This is a genomic window from Acidovorax bellezanensis, from assembly GCF_025421555.1.
Classification (GTDB): Bacteria; Pseudomonadota; Gammaproteobacteria; order Burkholderiales; family Burkholderiaceae_C; genus Comamonas; species Comamonas bellezanensis.
Genome location: NZ_JAODYH010000007.1, coordinates 334,827 through 355,139 on the forward strand (window position 1 = coordinate 334,827; position 20,313 = coordinate 355,139).

Genomic DNA, 20,313 nt, shown 5'->3' on the forward strand with positions numbered 1-20,313 from the left:
CACCTCACACCGGATCCCAGCTGAACACGTCCGACGAACGGTCCAGTGGCGTGAACGCGCGCTTGAGCGCCGGCAGGGCATGCGACAACAGGCTTTCCTGATCCCAGCCAGTGGCGCTGTGCACCGATGCCACCGGCCTGGGTTGGCTCATGACCATGACTTCGTTGCCGCGCACCGCCAGGATCTGGCCGTTGATCTCTTCCGACTGGTCACTGACCAGGAACGCCGCCACAGACGCCACCTGCTCGGGCTTCATCGACTGCATGCGTGCCAGGCGCTGTTTTTCGGCATCGGTTTCGCTGGGCAGCGTGCCGATCAAGCGGCTCCAGGCAAACGGCGCGATGCAGTTGGAACGCACGCCAAAGCGGGCCATGTCCAGGGCGATGGATTTGGACAAGGCCGCGATGCCCAGCTTGGCCGCCGCGTAGTTGGCCTGCCCGAAATTGCCGATCAGGCCGGAAGTCGAAGTCATGTGCACAAAGTTGCCGCTCCCCTGGTCCTTGAAGTGGGCTGCCGCGGCGCGACTCACGTAAAAAGAGCCGCTGAGGTGCACGTCCAGCACCGCGCGCCACTCCTGCTCATTCATCTTGTGGAAGATGCGGTCGCGCAGAATGCCGGCGTTGTTGACCACGCCGTCGATCCGGCCAAAGCGCTCCAGGGCGGTCTTGATGATGGCCGCTGCGCCTTCCCAGCTGGCCACGGAGTGGGTGTCGGCGACGGCCTGCCCGCCCGCCGCTTCAATTTCCCGCACCACCATGAGCGCCGGACCTGCGTCCGAACCTTCGCCACTGCCGCTGCCGCCCAGGTCGTTGACCACAACCTTCGCCCCCATGCGCGCGAGCAGCAAGGCGGTTGCCCGCCCAATGCCATTGCCCGCACCCGTTACCACCACGACCTTGTCTTTCATTGCCTGTCTCCTGTTTTCTTGCTGCCAATGCCACTTACTGCGCCTTGATCTTTCCCGTCTTGATCACTTCGGTCCAACGGAGCTTCTCGGACTTCACAAAGCGTTCGAAATCTTCCGGGCTGCCACCAATGGGCGAGCCGCCTTGCTGGGCCATCGTCTTGCGCACTTCAGGGTCGCTCAAAGCCTTGTTCAATTCAGCGTTCAGCGCCTTCACCACGGCGGCAGGCGTCTTGGACGACACAAACAGGCCCAGCCACACCGAGACATCAAAATCCGGGTAGCCCGCTTCAATCAAGGTCGGAATCTCCGGCAGATCCTGGCTGCGCTCCTTGGTGGTGACCGCAATGGCCCGCACTTTGCCGCCGCGGATCAAAGGCAAGGCCGTGATCATGTTGTCGACCATGTAGTCCACCTGGCCCGACATCAGGTCGGTCAAGGCGGGGCTGGCGCCCTTGTAGATCACGTCCACGGCCGCAATCCCCGTGCGCTGGTTCAACAAGGCCCCCGCCAGATGGCCCGATGAGCCGCTGGTAGACACGGCCATGGACAAGCCTTGCGGCTGGGACTTCGCATAGGCCTTCAGCTCGGCCACGGACTTGACTGGCAGCTTGGGATTGACCAGCACCACATCCGGCATGGACAGCACATGGATGACGGCCGTCATGTCCTGGTAGGCATAGGGCAGCTTGGCTTGCAATTCGTAATTGGCGGCATTCGGCCCCAGACTGCCCATCACCAGGGTGCGCCCATCGGGTTCGGCTTTGAGCATGGCCTGGATACCCAGAGCGCCGCCCGCTCCCGGGTGGTTTTCCACGATCACCGGCTGATTGAGCCTCTCCCCCAGCGCCTTCGCCAGCAGTCGGCTGGTCAGATCCAGTATGCCGCCCGGTGAACTGGGAGCAATGATCTTGTAGGGCTTGCCGGTCGGCAGCGCTATGGATGCACCCGCGGATTGCGCCCACAGATTTCCCTGAGGCCCCAGCAGTGCACACAAGGCCGTGGCACAGCTCAATACATGTCGTCTCTGCATGGTTGTCTCCTTCAAATGGCTGAGGTAGAATGTCCGCCTGGCGGATTTATTAATCCGTCTGGAGGATATTCTTGTCCATTTCCATAAAAGCGTCAACCTGTAAACCGATAGCGCTGTGCATCGTGGTGTACTCAGCCGCACCGCGCACGCAATCCAATGCACCAGGAAAATCGAGATGACAACCACTGACAACGAAGGATTCGTTCGCTCTTTCGCCCGCGGATTGGCCGTGCTGGAAGCCATGGGAAAAAGCGGGCCGCACTCTGTCGCCACCGTCGCGGCGAACTCCGGTTTGCCCCGCACGGTCGTGCGCCGGATCTTGTTGACGCTCACCGAGTTGGGCTACGCCGTGATCGGTGCCGACAAGAGCTTCCACCTCACACCCAAAGTGCTCAACCTGGGCATGACTTACCTCACCTCGTTGCCGTTCTGGGGGCATGCCCAGCGCGTGCTGGAGCAGCTGTGCGTGCAGACCCAGGAGTCGTGCGCGCTGGCGGTATTCGACGGCAAGGACACGGTGTTCGTGCTGCGCATACCTTCGAGCAAGATCATGTCGCTGCGATTGGGAATGGGCAGCCGGATTCCCGCATATGCCACCGCACCCGGCAGAGTGCTCCTGGCCTATAGCGACAACGAAGTGTTGAATCGCTACCTGGAGCAGCATGAGCTCACGCCACTGACCTCCACCACGCTGGCCAATCGCACCGACCTGGAATCGTCGCTGGTACGTATCCGCAACGATGGATTTTCCTGGGTGGAAGGCGAGTTCGACCCGCACGTCGCGGGCTTGGCCGTTCCCATCTACGACGAGAAAAATCAGGTCGCGGCGGCGATCAGCAGCAACTTTCTGCGCTCGGAATATGCCCAGGCCAGGGCGATCGAAGAGCTGCTGCCCTCGCTGCGAAGCGCCTCGGCACAGCTGGCGGGGCTGGCACCCGTTTTTCTACGCGCGCATTGATAGTGAGCATGGAAAGCCTGCGGGTTGCACCTCTCCCCAAAGCCTGCAAGTACGGCAAATAGCAACCGACAATTTCTGCCAATGCGCTGGGTGCAGAAACTGCCTTTGATCAAGCAGTTTGCAGGTGACCGTCGGAAATGGCCCCAGTCATGTCCACCGCTCAGTGACGCGACTCGGCGACACCCGGCTCAATGATTCGATGGATTGCCATCGGCGGGACTCAAGGCGGATGCTAGGCCTTCTTGCGCAACAGGCGCAGACCGTTGAAGACGACCAGCAAGCTTCCCCCCATGTCGGCGAAGACCGCCATCCAGAGGTTCGCTTGACCGGTCAAAGCCAAGCTGAGAAACACCACCTTGATGCCTATGGCGAAGGAGATGTTCTGCCACAGAACAGCCTTGGTGGCCCTGGACAGTTTCACGAACTCCGCCAGCTTGCGGGGGTCGTCATCCATCAGGGCCACGTCCGCGGTTTCAATCGCCGCGTCCGTGCCCACGGCGCCCATGGCAAAGCCGATATTCGCCTTGGCAAGCGCTGGCGCATCGTTGATGCCATCGCCCACCATGCCCACCACGGCATTGCCAGCCGCAAACTCTTCAATGGCCTTGAGCTTCTCCTCGGGCAGGAGCTCGCTTCTCACATCCGTGATACCGACCTGGCGCGCAATGGCTTCGGCCGTGTGCCGGTTGTCACCCGTCAACATCACAGGGCGGATGCCGAGTTGCTTGAGTTGCGCGACCGCTTCTCGGCTCTCTGGGCGCACTACGTCAGCGACCGCGAAGATGGCTAAAGCCTTCGCGCCTGCGGTCAGAACAATTGCAGTTTTGCCTTCTTTCTCAAGGGCGTCGAGCTTGGCCTCCAAGTCCTCGGAGCAGGCACCGGACTCTTCCACCAGTCGATGATTTCCCAGCCGGTAAAGCACGCCGTTCATGCTTCCCTCCACGCCTCTGCCGCGCAGCGCAGAGAAGCCCGACACTTCGGGATGGTCCGCTGAATCCTTCAGGCCCGCCGCCACGGCGCGAGAAACCGGGTGATCACTTCGCGCGGCAAGTGCAGCGGCAAGGGTCGACAGGGCCGGCGTGTCCCCCGCTAGGGCAATGACGTCGGTCAGCACTGGCCGCCCCTGCGTCAAGGTCCCGGTCTTGTCCAAGGCCAGCACTTGCAGCCGGTGGCCTTGCTCAAGGAAAACGCCTCCCTTGATGAGAATGCCGCGGCGTGCAGCTGCAGTCAGGCCCGAGACCACGGTGACCGGCGTCGATATGACCAAGGCGCAGGGGCAGGCGACGACGAGAAGCACGAGTGCACGGTAGACCCAGGTGAACCAATCGGCCCCCATGCCCAGTGGAGGAATGAGCGCGATGGCGATGGCTGCCGCGAAGACAGCAGGTGTGTAGTAGCGCGAGAACGTGTCCACAAAGCGCTGCGTGGGAGCGCGCGTGCCCTGTGCCTCCTGTACGGCGTGCGCGATCCGCGCCAGGGTAGAGTTGCTGGCGGCGGCGGTCACGCGGTACTCCAGTTCGCCGTCCTGGTTGATGGTGCCGGCGTACACCGCATCACCGACGACCTTGTCCACCGGAACGCTTTCGCCAGTGATAGGCGATTGGTCGACAGCCGAGCTTCCGGACGACACATTTCCGTCCAAGGCGATGCGCTCGCCGGGCCGGGCTCGAACCGTTGCGCCTACCGCGACGTCCGCGGCGGGCACTTCCCTCCAGCCGGACGGCGTGTTCACCGTCGCCGTCTCAGGGGCCATGGACATGAGCCCTTCGACTGCTCGCCGCGCGCGGTCGAGAGAACGGGCCTCGATCATTTCCGCGATGGCGAACAAGACCATCACCATCGCCGCTTCAGGCCACTGCCCGAGAATGGCCGCGCCGGTGACAGCGACGGACATCAGTGCATTGATGTTGAGGTTGAGGTGCCGCACAGCAATCCAACCTTTGCGGTAGGTCTCGACGCCGCTCACAGCGATGGCTGCCAGTGCGAGACCGATGACGCCGATCGAGCTGTCACCCAGTTGGAGCGCGACCAACTCGGACGTCAGCGCCAAGGCGCCGCCGATGGCGAGCTTCCAATAGGCGCCCGCATGAGAGCCTTGCGGCTGGGTCGACTCTCCCGGTGCTTCGCGCCGCTGCGGCAGGCCGTTCATGCCTATCTCGTTCAGAGCGGCGAGCACGTCGTCCAGCCGTCCAGCGGCATGCTCGACCGTGAGCTTGCGCTGCAAGAGGTTGAAGCTGAGGTCCTGGACCCATAGTTCCTTGCTCAGTCGTTGCCGGATCAAGGCCTCTTCCGTGGGGCAGTCCATCTTCTCGATGACGATGGTGCTGCGCTCTTCCTTCCAATCGGGGGTGGGCAGCCGAACCTCCATGCCGGAGCGCTGCGCAGCCTCCAGCAACTCGGTGGTTGCCACGGCGTCATGCTCCACGCGCACGTTTCTGCGCATGAAATCTGCCGTGACGTTCAATACCCCGTCCAGTTGACGCAGTTTTTTCTCCACCAGGCTGAACTCGGTCGGGCAGCACATCTCGGGGATGTTGAGTACCGTTGTGGCGCGCTCCAGCGCAGCGCAGGCCCCTGCCGCTCCTGCTTGTGCCCCGCCACTCCTTGAGATGCAACCCGTCGACCCGCATTTGTCTGTCATATGAACTCCTTGCTTGAGCCCATTAGAAAGCCTATAGTAGGTAGAAGGTCAAGCAGAAAGAAACAGATGAAAATTGGTGAGCTGGCCGCGCGTGCAGGCTGTCAAGTGCAGACCATACGCTTCTACGAAAGCGAAGGCCTGATGCAGCCGCCGGAGCGCGGCGCGAACAACTATCGCAACTATGACGAGGCGCACGAAAAACGCCTGCGCTTCATCTTGCGATGCCGCTCGCTCGATATGGCGCATTCTGAAATTCGCATCTTGCTCAACCTGCAGGACGACCCTGGTCGCCCTTGCGACGAAGTCAATGCGCTGCTCGAAGAACATGTGCGCCATGTGCAGGTGCGAATTTCCGAGCTCACTCTACTCAAGCGCCAGATCCAGGAAATCCGCAGCGCTTGCGCCGGCGGCGGCTGCATAGGAGATTGTGGCGCGCTTGAATCCTTGCAGCAGACCACGGGCGAGAATCCGTCGGCTTCGAGAAGGCACATCAAAGGCGTGCACGCCTGAGGTATCTGCCTGAGAAGCTTCCTATACGTCAGCACCGGGGGCTTGATCAGGCAGCGCGCATCAATCGCAGGCTTTTGCGCTCTTCAAAACAGCGCCTTGCTGATATCCAGGCTTTCGCGTGGAAAGATGTTTTGCCAGAGCGTTTCGCTGTCCTTGGACGAGAGCGGGAACTTGCCGTTGAAGTCCTGCGTCAAGGGCGCATTCTTGTAGTCTTGCGTCAGCGTCACCATGGCCTGGCGGTATTGCTCCAGGGTGTTCCAGCCATCGGCATGCGCACGCCGCAAGACGGTCGTCACCTTCTCTGACGGATTGACGGCCTTGCAGGCAAACTCCACGGTCACCGTCTTGTAGCCCGGGCGCACGCCTTGCGTGATCGGCTCCACGGTGCCCGTGGTGCAGACCGTGCGTTTTTGCCCATCACGAATGGTTTGCAGCAAGAGCACCACATCGGGCTGCAGGACTGCCTTGTCCTCGTCATTGAGCTTGACCTGTCGCAGCACGGCTTTCGAAAGATGCTGCGCGTAGATGGCATCGGTTTCCAGCATCTTTTCGATGTCGATGAAGTCGCCTTCGTTGCCGTTGGCGACCCGCGCCGGACGCTGGTAGTCGTTGAGCGACTTCATCGCCGTGGGGTCCGTGTGCACCAGCGTTCCTATGAACAGCTCGGTGACCTGGGGAGGTGTCAATGGCTCTTGTGCTTGTGCGCCAGCCACCATGAAAACGGCGATGAACGATGCGGGTAATGCTTTGATGAAACTCATTGGCCTGATGAAAAAAGTCCGATGCTTCGCTTATAGCCGCATTCACCCAGGCTGCCGTGCGAACCGCGGGGCATTTCCTTGAATCACGTGGATTCGCCGCGCTGACCGGACGCATCCAGCACGCCTTTCAATGCCAGTTTTTCCAGCAGCACCAGTTGTTCCCGCTGCAGCGCAATCAACTCCGTCCATTGCTGCTGCTGCAGCAAGTCCATTTTTTCGTGCAGCATCATGATTTCCAGCTCGGCCTTGAGATTGACTTCGTAGTCGTGCTCACCGCGGATGCGATCCCGCTCGGATTCGCGGTTCTGGGACATCAGGATGATGGGGGCCTGGATCGCGGCCAGCATCGACAGGAACAGGTTCAGGAGAATGTACGGGTAGGGATCGAACGTGCTGCCGTGCAGCAACAGCAGCACCGCATTCACCACCACCCAGGCCAGCATCGTTGCCGAAAACAGACCCACAAACGTCCAAGACCCGCCAAACCGGGCCACGGCGTCGGCGGCGCGCTGGCCCAGCGTGGACGGGGTCGCAGACGCATCCTCCAGATTGCGCGAAATATGCTTTCGCTTGGCAATGTGCTGGGCCACCTTCAAGGTGCGCGCGTCCAGCGACTCGCTGGGACGGCCCAGCAAGCGCTCAACGGCAGGGATAGACGTATGCATGTGCATCTCCGGGTGAAAGGCCGTGGCCGCGTTCAATCATCCAATACGAATACGCTTTGGCCCAGCAATCGACTTTAAACGCAATGCACGCTTGTCCCCCTGCCCGCAAGCAGCCCATCACGCAGCTCATCCACCGTTGGGCGGCACCCGGAAATTGTCAGTGACGCGCTTTTGTGCACGCTCCAGAACAGACCGGGCTGATTCCAGCCATGCTTGCCACCGCTCGCCCGGGGAAGGCGCGGCCGCTGCGTTTTGTTGCGTGGAATCAGCAGACTTGCTGTGCGATGGGGGGTAGGTTTCGTGGGACATGGCAAGCCAATGCTCAGCTTTGCCTTAACATCTGTAAAGTTGAATTCAATGAACATCAAAGTCAGAAATCCTGATGCGTAACCTGAATCTTGATCAGCTGCAAACGCTGATTGCCATCGCCGATCTGGGCACGTTTGCGGCCGCCGCCCAGGCCCTGCATCTGGCGCCGCCCACCGTCAGCCTGCACATCAAGGAGCTGGAGTCACGCCTGGAGGCCACGCTGCTGGTGCGCGGCCGCAGACAGGCCGAGCTGACCCCGGCGGGTGAGGCCCTGGTGCAGGAGGGGCGCAAGCTCCTGGCCGCCAGCGACGACCTCATCGACCTGGTGAAGCGCCGCGCCACGGGCCGCGAAGGCCTGGTCAGGGTGGGCGTCTCCGCGGGTGTCAGCACGCGGCTTCTGCCCATGATGCTGGAAGCGCTGGCGCAGCAAAACCCGGGCGTCGAAATCAAGCTGGAGGCCGTGGGCTCCGCCGAGACGATGCAGCGCCTGAAGGCCGGCACGCTCGACATAGGCATCGTCGCCAGCCCGCAGCCGGTTGTCGCGGAAATCCGCATGACGCCCTGGCGCAATGACCCGATGGTGGTGCTGCTGCCGGCCTCCTGGGATGCGCCGGAGCGGGTCACGCCCGGATGGCTGGCCGGCCGCCGATGGGCCTCATTCGCCCCGGCGACGCAAATGCACGGCCTCGTCTCGGCCTGGTTCGGACAGGCCGGGTTCAATCCCCGCCCCTTTCTGACGCTGAGCTACCCGGGCGCCTTGAAAAGTCTCGCCGTGGCCAGCCAGAGCGCAGCCCTGCTGCCGCTGGAAGAGGTGGAAGATCTGCAGCACTCCGCGGAGGTACAGATCCGCCATCTGCTGCCGCAGCTCATGCGTCCCATGGCGATCGCGCATCGCCAGGCGGCAGCCCCCACGGGGGCCGTGGCCGCCGTGTTGAAGGTGCTGCAAGACTTTGGCAGCGCACGCACTTGATCCTGAGCGCAAGCTGGCGGCACAGACCGGGCATTCCCGAGTGTTTTCTTGCGGTGACGGCTGTTTGGCTTGCGTTTTGTTACCACCGGCGCTAGATTGCACGCTCGCCTGCCATGTGCAGCGCGTCTTTTCTCATGCTGCGACGTGCCTTGCCAAGGGCGCGCCTTCGCCGCCCCGTCTGTTGTGACGTGACCCGTGCGGTCCTGCAATGGTGTGGCGATGGGCAGTACGAGGCACCAGAGTCCAGGGCTGTCCCTGCTCGCCAAGCGCCTTCGCCGCGCTTGTAAACCTAACGCCCTCCATGGTCATGGGAGCGCGGTTGAAAAAGTAGAGTGCGCCGGATGATTCACGCAAGACAACAGTGGCCGTCACGGCACGCCACAAGCACGTCCGTGCCGCCCTCTGTGCTTCCCGAAAGTCCATCGACTTCAACGCCAATGCGAACGCCTGTGCGCTCCTGGCGGACGCTGGCTTTGGGCTTGCTGCTGCCATGCCTGGCCGGTGCGGCCGGGGCCCAGGAACTCTCCAAGCCCTCCGTCTCGCTGCTCGCCGGCACCTGTGTGAACTGCCATGGGCAAAGCGGCAAGTCGACCAACTCCATCCCCAGCCTCGCGGGCCAGCCCCGGGACCGCCTGCTCGAACGCATGCAAGCCTTCAAGGCCGGCACGGCCCCGGATGCCACGGTCATGACACGCCTGATGAAAGGCTATGACGCGCAGCAGATCCAGGCCTTGGCGCAATGGTTTTCGGAGGTCAAATAATGAACACACTGCCCTCCCCCGTTTCCCGCCGCCAGGCGCTTGGCAGCCTGGCCGCCGGCGGCGCGGCGCTGGCCATGCCGGCACTGGTGCGTGCCCAGTCCGCATCGGCCCATGTGGTGGTCGTTGGCGGCGGCTTTGGCGGCGCCACGGCCGCGCGCTATCTGCGCCTGCACCAGCCCAAGCTCAAGATCACGCTGGTCGAGCCGGCAGCGCGCTTCTACACCTGCCCGTTCTCCAACCTCTACCTCGCCGGCCTGCGCGAGTGGGAAAGCCTGGGCCATGGCTTTGAAGCTTTGCGTGCCATGGGCATCGAGGTGGTGCATGCCACCGCCCAGGACGTGGATGCCCAGGCCAGAACCGTCTCCCTGTCGAACGGCCAGCGCCTGGTCTGGGACAAGCTGGTGCTGTCGCCCGGTGTGGACATGCGCTGGGGACAGTTGCAAGGCTACGACGAGGCCGCGGCCAAGCTCGCGCCCCATGCCTGGAAGGCCGGCGCGCAAACGCAGCTGCTGCGCCGGCAGATGCTGGCCATGCCCGACGGCGGCACTTTCGTCATGGTGATCCCGGAAAACCCGTTCCGCTGCCCGCCCGGCCCCTACGAGCGCGCGGCCATGGTGGCCCACTACTTCCAGCAGCACAAGCCGCGCTCCAAGATCCTGCTGCTCGACGCCAAGGACGATTTCTCCAAGAAACCGCTGTTCCTGCAGGGCTGGAAAGCCTTGTACGGCAACATGATCGAATGGGTGGGGCAATCCGATGACGGCCAGGTGATGCGCGTCGATGCGCAGCGCCTGGAAGTGGAGACCGCGTTCGGCGCCGTGCACAAGGCCCAGGTGCTGAACGTGATTCCGCCGCAAAAGGCCGGCTTCATCGCCGAGCGCGCGGGCGTCACCGATGCCAGCGGCTGGGTGCCGGTCAAAGGCAGCAACTTCGAATCCACGCGCGTGGCCAGCGTGCATGTGATCGGCGATGCCACCATCGCCGCGCCCATGCCCAAGTCCGGCTTCAGCGCCAACACGCAAGGCAAGGTGGTGGCCGCGGCCATCAGCGCCGAGCTGCAGGGCCTGGCGCCGCCGCAGGCCGCGTACGCCAACACCTGCTACAGCCTGATCGGGACGGACTACGGCATCTCGGTGGCCGGGGTCTACCGCGCGCAGAACGAGAAGATCATCGAAGTGTCGGGCTCGGGCGGCGTCAGCCCGCTGCAGGGCGATGCGCCATTCCGCGCGGCCGAAGCCCGCTACGGCGCGGCCTGGTACGCAGCGATCAGCGCCGACATCTGGGGGGCCTGAGCGGCATGGAGAAAATCACGGCCGGGCTGCTGCTCGGGGCCGCTTTCGGCATGGCCGCGCGCTGGGGCCGCTTTTGCCTGCTGCGCGGCGTGCGCGGTCAGCTCAAGGATCAGGACAGCGCCCCGCTGCGCGCTTTTGCGCTGGCCATGGCCGTGGCGCTGCTCGCCAGCCAGGCATTGCAAGCCCTGGGCAGCGTGGACCTGGCCACGGCCTTGCCCATGCGCGCGCAGTTTTCGCTGGTCGGCGTGCTGCTGGGCGGCCTGCTGTTCGGCCTGGGCATGGTGTTGGCCAACAGCTGCGGCGCGCGGGCGCTGGTGCTGCTGGGTGGCGGCAATCTGCGCTCCCTGGTGGTGCTGGTCTGCCTGGGGCTGGCCGCGCAGGCCACGCTCACGGGCGTGCTCGCGCCGCTGCGCGCACAGTTGCAGACACTGGGCGTGGTTTCGCCGCCCGCACCGGATCTGGCCCAGGCCTTGGCCCAGTGGCTGGGCACGGCCCAGGCGCCGACAGCGCTGTGGACGGCCGGCCTGCTGGCCCTGGCATTGGCCTGGTTTGCGCTGCGCCCGGCCCCATCCAGAAACACACTGCCCGTCCTGGCCAGCGCCGCCGTGATCGGCCTGCTCGTGGCCGCGGGCTGGTGGATCACCGCCCATGTGGGCGCCGACCCCTTCGATCCGCTGCCGCTGACGTCGCTGAGCTTCGTCGCGCCCACGGGCGACAGCCTGCTGTACCTGATGCTGTCCACGGGCCGGCCCGCCGACTTTGGCGTGGCGCTGGTCGCCGGCACCTGCCTGGGCGCGCTGGCCCTGGCGCTCGCGGGCAAGACGTTTCGCATCGAAAGCTTCAGCTCCACGCCACGCCTGCTGGCCGCCATCGCCGGCGGCGTCTGCATGGGTTTTGGCGGCGTTCTGGCCCTGGGCTGCTCCATAGGCCAGGGCCTGGCCGGTTTCTCCTCCCTGGCCCTGGCCAGTTTTGCGGCCCTGGCCGCCATCGTCGCCGGCATTGCGCTCGGCCTCGCCGCCGAACGGCAGCTCTCGCATTACAAGGAAGCACAATAATGCTCAATCGACGGATTTTTCTCGCCGCCCCGCCGGCACTCGCGCTCGGCGCGGCCACCCTGCCCACGGCCGGCCTGGCCTTTCCCACCGCCATCCATAGCAAGACCCAGCTCTTGCCGCGCACCGGCAAGGGCCCGCGCATCGTGATCTGCGGCGGCGGCTGGGGCGGCATGACCGCGGCCCGCTACCTGCGCGAACTGATTCCCCAGGCCGATGTGGTGCTGCTGGAGCGCAACCCCAGCTTCTGGTCCGGCCCCATGAGCAACAAGTGGCTGATCGATATCGTCAACACCGATTTCGTCAACCGCGACATGCTGGGCCCCGCCAACAAATACGGCTATACGCTGGTCAATACCGAAGTCACGGGCTTCGATCGCGACAAGAAGATCGTGCGCACGGCCCAGGGCAACGTCGATTACGACTACCTGATTCTGGCTGGCGGCATTCGCAACGCCTATGACGCCTGGTTCGGCAACGACCGCAAGGCCAGCGAGTACACCCGCACCCATTTCCCCAACGCCTACATCCCGAACGGCGAAATGTTCGCCTTGAAGCGCAAGCTCCACGAGTTCAAGGGCGGCGTGATGGTGATGACGCTGCCGCCGCCGCCGCACCGCTGCCCGCCCTCACCCTATGAGCGCGCCTGCCTGATGGCCTGGCACATGAAGAAGAACAAGATCCCGGGCAAGATTCTGATCCTTGATCCCAAGCCCAAGATCGGCCCCATCGGCGAAGGCTACCGCGCCGCGTTCGGAGAGCTGTACCCGGACATCATCACCCATGTGCCCAATGCCGGAGTCAAGGAAGTCGACCCTTTCAACAAACGCATCAAGACAGCCGCGGGCGATTTCGATTTCGACGATGCCGTGCTGATGCCGCCCCACCAGGCCTCGGACATGGTCTGGCATGCGGGCCTGATCGGCAAAGGCGCCGACGGCAAGCCCACGGGCTGGGCCGACATGCACCCGCGCCTGTTCACGGCCAACTCCGATGACAGCGTGTACTTCGTGGGCGACTTGATGGGCTTTGTTTCCAGCCAGTTCGGCCATTACCCCAAGAGCGCGCACGTGGCCAATGCCATCGGCAAGATCGTCGCGCGCAATATCGCCGAACGCGTGTCGGGCAAGGAAGTCGTGGCCGTGTTGCCCGACAACCTCTGCTACATGATGGTCAACGGCGACCCGCAGGAAGAGATTTCCGTCAAGTTCGAATACGAGCTCGACGCCAGCGGCCGAGTGCTGCAAAACCAGATCGACATGGATGTGCGCACCAACGATCTGGTCAAGGACGATTTCGCCTGGATCAACGGACGCTTCAATGACTTTCTCTGACACCACGACCCTTTCACGCCGCCGCCTGATGGAAAGCTCGGCCCTGGGGCTGGGCCTGGGCCTGTTGTCGCCGGCGGTGCTGGCCCAGACCAGTCCGGCACCCGCCCTGACAGGCGCCAATCCCGCGGAAATCCTGCGCATCACAAACGCTTTTTCGCGCGGCGCGCAGCCGCTCAAGCAAGGCCTGAAACTGGAGCTGCCGGTGCTGGGTGACAACCCCGCGTCCGTGCCGGCCAAGGCCAAGGTCGAACTGCCCATGACGCCCACCTCCTACTGCGAGGCGATGATCGTCATTGCCGAAGGCAACCCCCATCCCCTGGCCTGCAGTTTCGAGTTCACGCCGCATGCGGGCACGGCCGAAGTGGGCATTCGCCTGCGCCTGATCCAGTCGCAAGCCATCCAGGTGCTGGCCCGCATGAACGACGGGCGTGTGCTGGTCGCGCGCCAGCACATCAGCGTGACCGCCGGCAGCTGCGGCATGTAAGAACGCGTTTACGATCTTCTTCGGGGATGCGCATGTAGCCCACGGCGCGCCCTTCTAGGCGCACGCTGCAGCCCATACGGACGTATGGGCAAAGTGGGCAACGACGAAGGGCGGGGTGTGGGCTGCATGCCCTTCGGGTTACCCCCTCCTGACGGCCCATGCTGCGTTGCCCGTCCTCGATGCACACCAGTGCATCCTGCGGCGTGCGCCTTGCCTGAACCGCCAGGAGGGGGCAACGCACCCCGAAAAAGATCGTAAACACGTTCTAAGGACTGAAGATGCAAAAACCACCCCGTATCTGGATCAGCAACGCCGCGCCCAAAGCCGGCGACGTCGTGCGCGTGCGCGCCCAAATCGAGCACCGCATGGAAAGCGGCCTGCGCATGGACGCCAAGGGCCAGCCGATTGCGCGCAACATCGTCACCCGCTTCGAAGCCCGGCTGGACAATGACCTGCTGTTCACCTGGTCGCCCGAGACCGCGATTGCGCAAAACCCGTTCCTGGAATTCACTTTCATGGCCCGCCAGTCGGGGGAACTGAAAATGCTCTGGCGCGATGACGAGGGCCTGACGCTCACGGCGAACAAGGCCTTACAAGTCAGCAGCTGAACCGCGGCGCTTTTGCTCTGGAGCATGAAGTTTGGGGGTTAACATCCCCGCAGATGACGAAGAGCCCCCGTACAGCCAGCAAGCGCAAGAGCGCCTCCCCCGCCTCCAAGAAGAACACCTCCAACCGCCGCCGGTTCTGGCTGGGCCTCGCGTCTTCCGCGGCGCTGAGTTTCCAGCTGGGCAGTTGCGGGCTCAACCCGAACTGGAATGACCTGGGCCTGGCCAAGGCCGTGGCACCCGTGCTGGCCTCGCTGTCAGGCCTCACGGCCTTGCTGCATGCCACCCGGCCCCATCCCGGCACGGTCACCAGCGCCAGCACCGTCCCGGCCAGCAGCCCCGGCAGCAGCACGGCCACCCGGTTTTCGCAGTGCCGCCAGCATTTCCCACAAGGCACGCCGCCCATCGTGCCCCAGGCCACCGGTCTGCGCGAGCTGTGCTACGGCAGCTTTGCCGTGCTGCACAGCGGCAGCCACAAGACGCCGGTGTTCGTGGCCGAACGCCTGAGCCGCGCGAGCATCACCCAAGCCAAGGGCCTGCAGCGCACCGACAAGTTCTTTGCCGACGCGCGTCTGCCGCGCGCCGAGCGGGCCGAGCTGAGCGACTACCAGGGTTCTGGCTATTCCCGCGGCCACATGGCTCCGGCGGGCGACATGTCCAATGCCGAAGCCATGGCCCAGAGCTTCAGCCTGGCGAACATGGTGCCGCAGAACCAGTCGCACAACGCCGGGCCCTGGAGCCAGATCGAGCAGGACACGCGCAAGTACGCGCAGCGGGCGCAAGGCGATGTCTATGTGTTCACCGGACCGGTATTTTCCGGCCCGACCAAGACCATCGGCCCTGGCAAGGTCCAGGTGCCCAGCCATTTGTTCAAGCTGGTGTATGACGCCAGCAGCGGCAAGAGCTGGGCCTACTGGCAGGCCAATGCGGCCGGTACCCGCGCCAGCGCGCCCATCAGCTACGACGAACTGGTGCGCCGCAGCGGCATACGGTTCCTGCCGCTCTGAGCGCCAGGGCGCTCAGCCCCCTGGGGCCAAGCATCAGGCAATCGGCTGGCTTATTTCTTCAGGCACTGGCTCATGAAGGCCTTGCGGTCATCGCCTTTCTTGCCCGTGGCTTCGGTGTTGCAGGATTTCATGCGCTCCTGCTGCAGCTTCTTGCCGTCCGACAGGCAGTCCTTCATGAAGGCCTTGCGCTCATCACCTTTCTTGCCCGTGGCTTCGGTATTGCAGGTGCCCATCAATTTCTGCTGGGGGGTGGGCTGTTTGTCCGCCGCGAAGCTGGCGTTGGCAGCCAGAGTCAAAGCGGCGATGGCGATGAATTTTCCGACGAGTTTCTGCATGAAAGTACCCCGAAGTACGCTGACGGCCAGCGCCATTGCATTGCACCACAGGTCAAGGTTCTTCGGGCAATTTACGCGACACGCCGGCCTCCAAATTGGCCGAAAAGATGCAGTGCCGCGCACTTCAGCTGTAACCGGCAATCATGGGCAGCACCATCCGCACGATGCGGATCACCGCGGGCCCCAGCACGACCATCACGATGGCCGGGAAGATGCACAGCACCAGGGGCAGCAGCATCTTGGTGGGAATCTTGGCGGCGAGTTCCTCGGCGCGCATTTGCCTCTTGTGGCGCAGGTCGTCCGAGAACACGCGCAGCGAGTCGCCGATGCTGGTGCCGAACCGGTCCGCCTGCGTCAGCATGGCGGCGAAGCTGTGGACCTCCTCCACGCCCGTGCGCGCGGCCAGGCTGTGCAAGGATTTCTCGCGCGGGCTACCGGCACGCATTTCCAGATTGGTCCAGTGAAGCTCTTCCGCCAGGGCCTCGCTCTTGATGCGGATTTCCTCGGTCACCTTGCCCAAGGCGGCATCCAATCCCATGCCGGCTTCCACGCACACCAGCAGCAGATCGGCGGCATCGGGAAAGTTCTCGAAGATCTCGCGTTTGCGGCGCGCTGCCATCCAGCGCAGCCCCAGATTGGGCAGATAGCAGGCCACCAGCGCTGCCACCACCGTGGACAACAAGAGTTCGGTGCTGTCCGTGATTCCCGCAGCCAGCATGAGCGAATACACGGCCGCCGCCGTGGCCACGGGCAGCAGCGTCTTGGCCCCGAAGTACAGCAGCGGCGCACTCTCATGGCGGATGCCGGCGTTCAGAAAGCGCAGGCGCAAAGGCGTGGCGTCCATGCCCGCGGTGGGCGATGAAAAGTGGGCGAACGGGCCTACCAGTTTGACCACGGTTTCTGTCCAGCCTCTGTCCGGGGAACTGGGCGTCAATGCCTGCAGGCGTTGTTCCGTGGCGGTCGGCGTCACCCAGAAGAACAAGGCGCATGCGGCCAGCATGACGGCGGTGAAAGTAAGCAGAGCGAAGATCAGCATGGCGAGCTCCTTGCGTTCAAGACATACGTCATACCCGGATACGGACAATGTGGCGCAGCAGCAGCACGCCGACCACCATCAGTACCACCAGCCATTGCAGGATCGTGATGCCCATGGGGTCGGTCCACAGCGAGGACATGAATTCCGGGTTCAGAAAATTGAGCAATGCCACCAGTCCGAACGGCATGAGACCCAGAATCCAGGCCGACAATCGCCCTTCGGAAGAAAGCACGCGCACCCTGTCGTGGAGCTTGAGGCGCTCGCGAATCAGGCGACTCAGATTGCCCAGCATTTCCGTGAGATTGCCGCCGGATTCACGCTGTATGAGCACCGCCACGACAAAGTAGCGCAGGTCGGTGATGGGCACGCGTTCACTCAGGTTGGTCAAGGCCTGTGCCAGCGAAGTACCGTAGTTGATCTCGTCGTGCACCAGGCGCAGCTCGCCGGCGATGGGCTCGGACAACTCCTCCCCCGCCATCTGCAAGCCTGAGGAAAAAGCATGGCCTGCGCGCAGCGCACGGGTGATCAGATCCAGCGCTTCGGGGAGTTGGCGCTCCATCCGCGCCAGGCGCCGATTTCGCTTGCGCTGCAGGTACAGCCACGGCAATGCACCCAGCGCGACGCCCACCGCAATGGCCAGCACCACGGGCTGTCGCAACATGAGCCCCCCCAGAACGCCAACAGCAAACAGTATCGTGCAAGCGAGCAGCAGGCCCGAGACCGTCCAGTCCAGGCCGGACTGCACCATCAGGCGATCGAGTCGGTAGGCGCGCGGCATGCGCTGCAGCGCGCGCTGCAGCTTGGGTATATCGCTGAGCACGCGCTCCTTGACCAGATGTGTCGGTGTGCTCAGGTCATGGGCTGCGGACAACGCCTGCAGACGGCGTGCAAGCCGCTTTGCCTCGGGACCCTTGTATTGCTTCCACAGCATGCGCAGTGCTTCCAGCAGCAGAAATACGGCCGCAAACACCAGTACGATGATCACGAAGATCGAATGGGATGAAAAAAAGGACGACATGGCGACTCCCTCTTCTGCTGATCACTGATAGTGCCGCTCGGGATCGAAGACCGATTCCGGCAGCACGATGCCCTGCCCCAGGAATCGGTCTACGAACTTGGGCCGCACGCCCGTGGCGTGGAAGTACCCTTGCACATCCCCCTCCTTGCCGACGCCTGTCTGGGTGAAGGCGAAGATCTCCTGCATGGTGACGATGTCGCCCTCCATGCCCGTGATCTCCTGGATGCTGGTGATCTTGCGTTTTCCGTCCGTCAGCCGCAGCACCTGCACGATCACCGTGATGGCGGACGCAATCTGCTGGCGCGCGGCCTGGTGCGGCAGATTCATGCCCGCCATGCCGACCATGTTCTCGAGCCGTGCGAGCGAATCGCGGGGCGTGTTCGCATGGATCGTCGTCAACGAACCTTCATGCCCGGTGTTCATGGCCTGCAGCATATCCACGGCCTCGGCACCACGCACCTCACCGATGATGATGCGGTCCGGCCGCATGCGCAGGGCATTGCGCACCAGTGAGCGCTGGGTGATCTCGCCGCGGCCTTCGATGTTGGGCGGACGTGTCTCCATGCGCACCACATGCGGCTGCTGCAGCTGCAGTTCGGCCGCATCCTCGATGGTGACCACACGTTCCGCCGCGGGGATAAAGCCCGAGAGGATGTTGAGCAGCGTCGTCTTGCCGGCGCCCGTGCCGCCGGAGATGACCATGTTCACCTTGGCCTTGGCCAGCGCCTCCAGCACCAGGGCCATGCCCGGCGTCAGGCTCTTGAGATCATCGATCAGGTTCTCCATGCGCAGCGGCGTGCGCGCAAAGCGCCGGATCGACATCATGGGGCCGTCCAGCGCCACCGGTGGAATCACGGCATTCACCCGCGAGCCATCGGGCAGTCGCGCATCGACCATGGGGCTGGATTCATCGATGCGCCGGCCTATGCGCGAGACGATCTTGTCGATGATGCGCAGCAGGTGCTTCTCGTCGGTGAAGACCACGGGCGTGAGCTCCAGCCGGCCATGGCGCTCCACATAGATCTGGTCGTGGCGATTGACCAGAATGTCCGATACCGCCGGGTCGGCCATCAGCAGCTCGAGAGGGCCGAAGCCCAGCATCTCATGCTGGATGTCCCGGATCAGCAGCTTGCGCTCCAGATCGTTGATGGCCTCGGGGTCCTCCTCCAGCAGGCGCTCGGTCATGGTCGCGATTTCCTGCTGCAGCGTCTGGGTCGACAAGGACCCCAGCACAGCCAGATCAAAGCGTTCCAGCAGCTTGGCATGGATGCGGCCTCTGAGCGCCAGATAGGCGGCGGAGTGGCCGTAAAGCGGCGCGGCCGGCGTTGGCGGCGTCTCCGCCGCGGCAGCGATAGGCCTGTCCTCTGGTTCGGGGACTGCCTGCAGCACAGGCTTGGAACCGCGGGTCGCGGGCGTGGCGAGCAAGTCTCTGAGTGACATGACCATCTCCTTCAATGCAGCGGTGCTCAGGCCCGGCGAAAGAGCCGGGTCAAAATGCCACTGCCTTCTTCATGGGCCTGGGGTGACAGCACATCGGCCCATGCCGTCAGTTCGCGCACCACGGTGCTGCCGCGGCTGGATTCGGCCAGCGGCACTCCCGCGTTGATGGCGGCCTGCACTTCATGGGTGGCTTCGGAAATGCTGTGCCATTGCTGGGCCAGTCCCAGCGTCTTGCTCACCTCAGGCAAGCCGATTTCACTGCGCCTGTCCACCCGGTTCAAGACCGGATGCAGGCGGCTTTCCGAATAGCCCAGATCGCGAAACATGCGCAACAGCTTTTGCGCATTGCGCACGGCAGGCACATTGGGCAGCAGCACTGGCGCGATGATCTGGGCCCTGTCCAGCACGCGCAGGGCCAGCGGGTCCAGAACGCGCCCCATGTCCAGCAACACGAACTCATAGTGCGCGGCGGCCAGTTGCAAGATGGCGTCCACATGCAATGGATCCACCTCCATGGCATGCATGGCATCTTCAGGCGCCGCCAGCACATGCAGGCGGGGCGTGACCTTGACCGTGCTGGCCGTGAGAAAGGAGGCATCCAGCCTGCGGATGTCGCGCGCCACATCGGCCAGGGTCGACGCGGGCTTGCCTTCGTGCAGATAGCCCAGCGCATCACCGAACTGCAGATTCAGGTCCATGATCAGCACCGAGTGGTTGCGCGCCAGCATCCAGCCCAGATTGGTCGTCAAAAAGGTGGCGCCGCTGCCGCCCTTGCAGGACAGAAAGGCCATGATCCGGCCCTTGGGGCGCTCGGCCGTGCTGTCCTGCAATTTGGCGCCGATGCGCCGCACGGCATCCACCAGGGACTGCGGCGACGCGGGCGAATTCAGTACTTCGCGTACGCCCGCCCGCATGGACTGCAGCAGGAACTCGGGGGTCTGCTGGGCACACAAGAGCACTACGGCCGTGCGCGTGTAGTGGGTGGTCACGTATTCCACCGGCGCCAGATCGGCAGGATCGCAGCACATGCCGTCGACCAGCATCAGATCCGGCCGCTCCTGCTCGGCAATGGTCGGCATGCGCGTCTTGCCGCCCTCGAAGGTCTGCACCTGATGCGAGTGCTCCTGCAGCGCATGGGCCATCTCCTGGAGGTGGGCTGGGTTGGGGGAAATGATGGCGATTTTCATGAGAATTCTCG

At 63.8% G+C, this 20,313-nt stretch carries 20 protein-coding genes; 10 read left to right on the forward strand and 10 right to left on the reverse strand.

Features of this window, described 5'->3' with window-relative positions; genetic code table 11:
• Positions 1 to 4: 4 nt before the first annotated feature.
• Complete coding sequence (locus tag N0K08_RS15530) at positions 5 to 907, reverse strand: SDR family oxidoreductase (protein WP_261501296.1); 903 nt, start codon at positions 905 to 907, stop codon at positions 5 to 7.
• A gap of 34 nt (positions 908 to 941) precedes the next feature.
• The gene (locus tag N0K08_RS15535; protein ID WP_261501297.1) at positions 942 to 1,937 is read right to left on the reverse strand and encodes a Bug family tripartite tricarboxylate transporter substrate binding protein; all 996 of its coding nucleotides are present in this window, start codon (positions 1,935 to 1,937) and stop codon (positions 942 to 944) included.
• Positions 1,938 to 2,112: 175 nt separating this feature from the next.
• Between N0K08_RS15535 and N0K08_RS15540 the strand changes: the two genes are divergently transcribed.
• Positions 2,113 to 2,895, forward strand: a complete 783-nt coding sequence (locus N0K08_RS15540) for an IclR family transcriptional regulator domain-containing protein (RefSeq protein WP_261501298.1) — start codon at positions 2,113 to 2,115, stop codon at positions 2,893 to 2,895.
• A gap of 232 nt (positions 2,896 to 3,127) precedes the next feature.
• On the opposite strand, the gene N0K08_RS15545 is transcribed toward N0K08_RS15540, so the two are convergent.
• A complete protein-coding gene (locus tag N0K08_RS15545; protein WP_261501299.1) occupies positions 3,128 to 5,536 on the reverse strand; it encodes a heavy metal translocating P-type ATPase in 2,409 nt (802 codons plus the stop codon).
• Positions 5,537 to 5,602: 66 nt separating this feature from the next.
• On the opposite strand from N0K08_RS15545, the gene cadR reads away from it, so the two are divergent.
• A complete protein-coding gene (gene cadR / locus N0K08_RS15550; protein ID WP_261501300.1) occupies positions 5,603 to 6,046 on the forward strand; it encodes a Cd(II)/Pb(II)-responsive transcriptional regulator in 444 nt (147 codons plus the stop codon).
• Positions 6,047 to 6,129: 83 nt separating this feature from the next.
• Here the strand turns inward: cadR and N0K08_RS15555 are convergent, their stop codons facing one another.
• Entirely contained in the window at positions 6,130 to 6,807 is a 678-nt protein-coding gene (locus N0K08_RS15555; RefSeq protein ID WP_261501301.1) for a hypothetical protein, read from the reverse strand.
• 83 nt (positions 6,808 to 6,890) lie between these two features.
• Positions 6,891 to 7,472, reverse strand: a complete 582-nt coding sequence (locus tag N0K08_RS15560; RefSeq protein ID WP_261501302.1) for a DUF1003 domain-containing protein — start codon at positions 7,470 to 7,472, stop codon at positions 6,891 to 6,893.
• 382 nt (positions 7,473 to 7,854) lie between these two features.
• On the opposite strand from N0K08_RS15560, the gene N0K08_RS15565 reads away from it, so the two are divergent.
• From N0K08_RS15565 to N0K08_RS15600, 8 genes are all read left to right on the forward strand, one after another.
• A complete protein-coding gene (locus N0K08_RS15565) occupies positions 7,855 to 8,751 on the forward strand; it encodes a LysR family transcriptional regulator (RefSeq protein ID WP_261501303.1) in 897 nt (298 codons plus the stop codon).
• A 449-nt stretch (positions 8,752 to 9,200) separates the two neighbouring features.
• Positions 9,201 to 9,512, forward strand: coding sequence for a c-type cytochrome (locus N0K08_RS15570; protein WP_261501304.1), 312 nt, complete (start codon positions 9,201 to 9,203; stop codon positions 9,510 to 9,512).
• Positions 9,512 to 10,804: an NAD(P)/FAD-dependent oxidoreductase gene (locus N0K08_RS15575; protein ID WP_261501305.1), complete on the forward strand. Its 1,293-nt coding sequence runs from the start codon at positions 9,512 to 9,514 to the stop codon at positions 10,802 to 10,804. Before N0K08_RS15570 ends, N0K08_RS15575 begins: the two co-directional genes overlap by 1 nt.
• A 5-nt stretch (positions 10,805 to 10,809) precedes the next feature.
• Complete coding sequence (locus N0K08_RS15580; protein WP_261501306.1) at positions 10,810 to 11,859, forward strand: YeeE/YedE family protein; 1,050 nt, start codon at positions 10,810 to 10,812, stop codon at positions 11,857 to 11,859.
• Complete coding sequence (locus N0K08_RS15585) at positions 11,859 to 13,190, forward strand: FAD-dependent oxidoreductase (RefSeq protein WP_261501307.1); 1,332 nt, start codon at positions 11,859 to 11,861, stop codon at positions 13,188 to 13,190. Before N0K08_RS15580 ends, N0K08_RS15585 begins: the two co-directional genes overlap by 1 nt.
• Entirely contained in the window at positions 13,177 to 13,674 is a 498-nt protein-coding gene (locus N0K08_RS15590; protein WP_261501308.1) for a thiosulfate oxidation carrier protein SoxY, read from the forward strand. The genes N0K08_RS15585 and N0K08_RS15590 overlap by 14 nt, the downstream gene beginning before the upstream one ends.
• A 278-nt stretch (positions 13,675 to 13,952) precedes the next feature.
• On the forward strand, positions 13,953 to 14,282 hold the full coding sequence (soxZ, locus tag N0K08_RS15595; protein WP_261501309.1) for a thiosulfate oxidation carrier complex protein SoxZ: 330 nt from the start codon (positions 13,953 to 13,955) through the stop codon (positions 14,280 to 14,282).
• A gap of 53 nt (positions 14,283 to 14,335) precedes the next feature.
• Positions 14,336 to 15,286 (forward strand): DNA/RNA non-specific endonuclease, encoded by a 951-nt coding sequence (locus N0K08_RS15600; protein ID WP_261501310.1) that lies wholly within the window; start codon positions 14,336 to 14,338, stop codon positions 15,284 to 15,286.
• 50 nt (positions 15,287 to 15,336) lie between these two features.
• On the opposite strand, the gene N0K08_RS15605 is transcribed toward N0K08_RS15600, so the two are convergent.
• The 5 genes from N0K08_RS15605 to N0K08_RS15625 all read right to left on the reverse strand — a co-directional run bounded on the left by N0K08_RS15605 (position 15,337) and on the right by N0K08_RS15625 (position 20,302).
• A complete protein-coding gene (locus N0K08_RS15605; protein WP_261501311.1) occupies positions 15,337 to 15,621 on the reverse strand; it encodes a PsiF family protein in 285 nt (94 codons plus the stop codon).
• Between the two features lie 124 nt (positions 15,622 to 15,745).
• The gene (locus N0K08_RS15610; RefSeq protein WP_261501312.1) at positions 15,746 to 16,657 is read right to left on the reverse strand and encodes a type II secretion system F family protein; all 912 of its coding nucleotides are present in this window, start codon (positions 16,655 to 16,657) and stop codon (positions 15,746 to 15,748) included.
• 28 nt (positions 16,658 to 16,685) lie between these two features.
• The gene (locus tag N0K08_RS15615; protein WP_261501313.1) at positions 16,686 to 17,675 is read right to left on the reverse strand and encodes a type II secretion system F family protein; all 990 of its coding nucleotides are present in this window, start codon (positions 17,673 to 17,675) and stop codon (positions 16,686 to 16,688) included.
• Positions 17,676 to 17,696: 21 nt separating this feature from the next.
• On the reverse strand, positions 17,697 to 19,115 hold the full coding sequence (locus tag N0K08_RS15620) for a CpaF family protein (RefSeq protein WP_261501314.1): 1,419 nt from the start codon (positions 19,113 to 19,115) through the stop codon (positions 17,697 to 17,699).
• Positions 19,116 to 19,141: 26 nt separating this feature from the next.
• Entirely contained in the window at positions 19,142 to 20,302 is a 1,161-nt protein-coding gene (locus N0K08_RS15625) for an AAA family ATPase (RefSeq protein ID WP_261501315.1), read from the reverse strand.
• Between the last annotated feature and the right edge of the window lie 11 nt (positions 20,303 to 20,313).

Coding starts and splice junctions, on each gene's coding strand:
- N0K08_RS15600 (WP_261501310.1), top strand. CDS start 14,336: ATGACGAAGAGCCCCCGTACAGCCAGCAAGCGCAAGAGCGCCTCCCCC.
- N0K08_RS15535 (WP_261501297.1), bottom strand. CDS start 1,937: ATGCAGAGACGACATGTATTGAGCTGTGCCACGGCCTTGTGTGCACTG.
- N0K08_RS15625 (WP_261501315.1), bottom strand. CDS start 20,302: ATGAAAATCGCCATCATTTCCCCCAACCCAGCCCACCTCCAGGAGATG.
- N0K08_RS15540 (WP_261501298.1), top strand. CDS start 2,113: ATGACAACCACTGACAACGAAGGATTCGTTCGCTCTTTCGCCCGCGGA.
- soxZ (WP_261501309.1), top strand. CDS start 13,953: ATGCAAAAACCACCCCGTATCTGGATCAGCAACGCCGCGCCCAAAGCC.
- N0K08_RS15555 (WP_261501301.1), bottom strand. CDS start 6,807: ATGAGTTTCATCAAAGCATTACCCGCATCGTTCATCGCCGTTTTCATG.
- N0K08_RS15610 (WP_261501312.1), bottom strand. CDS start 16,657: ATGCTGATCTTCGCTCTGCTTACTTTCACCGCCGTCATGCTGGCCGCA.
- N0K08_RS15545 (WP_261501299.1), bottom strand. CDS start 5,536: ATGACAGACAAATGCGGGTCGACGGGTTGCATCTCAAGGAGTGGCGGG.
- N0K08_RS15605 (WP_261501311.1), bottom strand. CDS start 15,621: ATGCAGAAACTCGTCGGAAAATTCATCGCCATCGCCGCTTTGACTCTG.
- N0K08_RS15565 (WP_261501303.1), top strand. CDS start 7,855: ATGCGTAACCTGAATCTTGATCAGCTGCAAACGCTGATTGCCATCGCC.
- N0K08_RS15530 (WP_261501296.1), bottom strand. CDS start 907: ATGAAAGACAAGGTCGTGGTGGTAACGGGTGCGGGCAATGGCATTGGG.
- N0K08_RS15615 (WP_261501313.1), bottom strand. CDS start 17,675: ATGTCGTCCTTTTTTTCATCCCATTCGATCTTCGTGATCATCGTACTG.
- cadR (WP_261501300.1), top strand. CDS start 5,603: ATGAAAATTGGTGAGCTGGCCGCGCGTGCAGGCTGTCAAGTGCAGACC.
- N0K08_RS15590 (WP_261501308.1), top strand. CDS start 13,177: ATGACTTTCTCTGACACCACGACCCTTTCACGCCGCCGCCTGATGGAA.
- N0K08_RS15580 (WP_261501306.1), top strand. CDS start 10,810: ATGGAGAAAATCACGGCCGGGCTGCTGCTCGGGGCCGCTTTCGGCATG.
- N0K08_RS15560 (WP_261501302.1), bottom strand. CDS start 7,472: ATGCATACGTCTATCCCTGCCGTTGAGCGCTTGCTGGGCCGTCCCAGC.
- N0K08_RS15575 (WP_261501305.1), top strand. CDS start 9,512: ATGAACACACTGCCCTCCCCCGTTTCCCGCCGCCAGGCGCTTGGCAGC.
- N0K08_RS15585 (WP_261501307.1), top strand. CDS start 11,859: ATGCTCAATCGACGGATTTTTCTCGCCGCCCCGCCGGCACTCGCGCTC.
- N0K08_RS15620 (WP_261501314.1), bottom strand. CDS start 19,115: ATGTCACTCAGAGACTTGCTCGCCACGCCCGCGACCCGCGGTTCCAAG.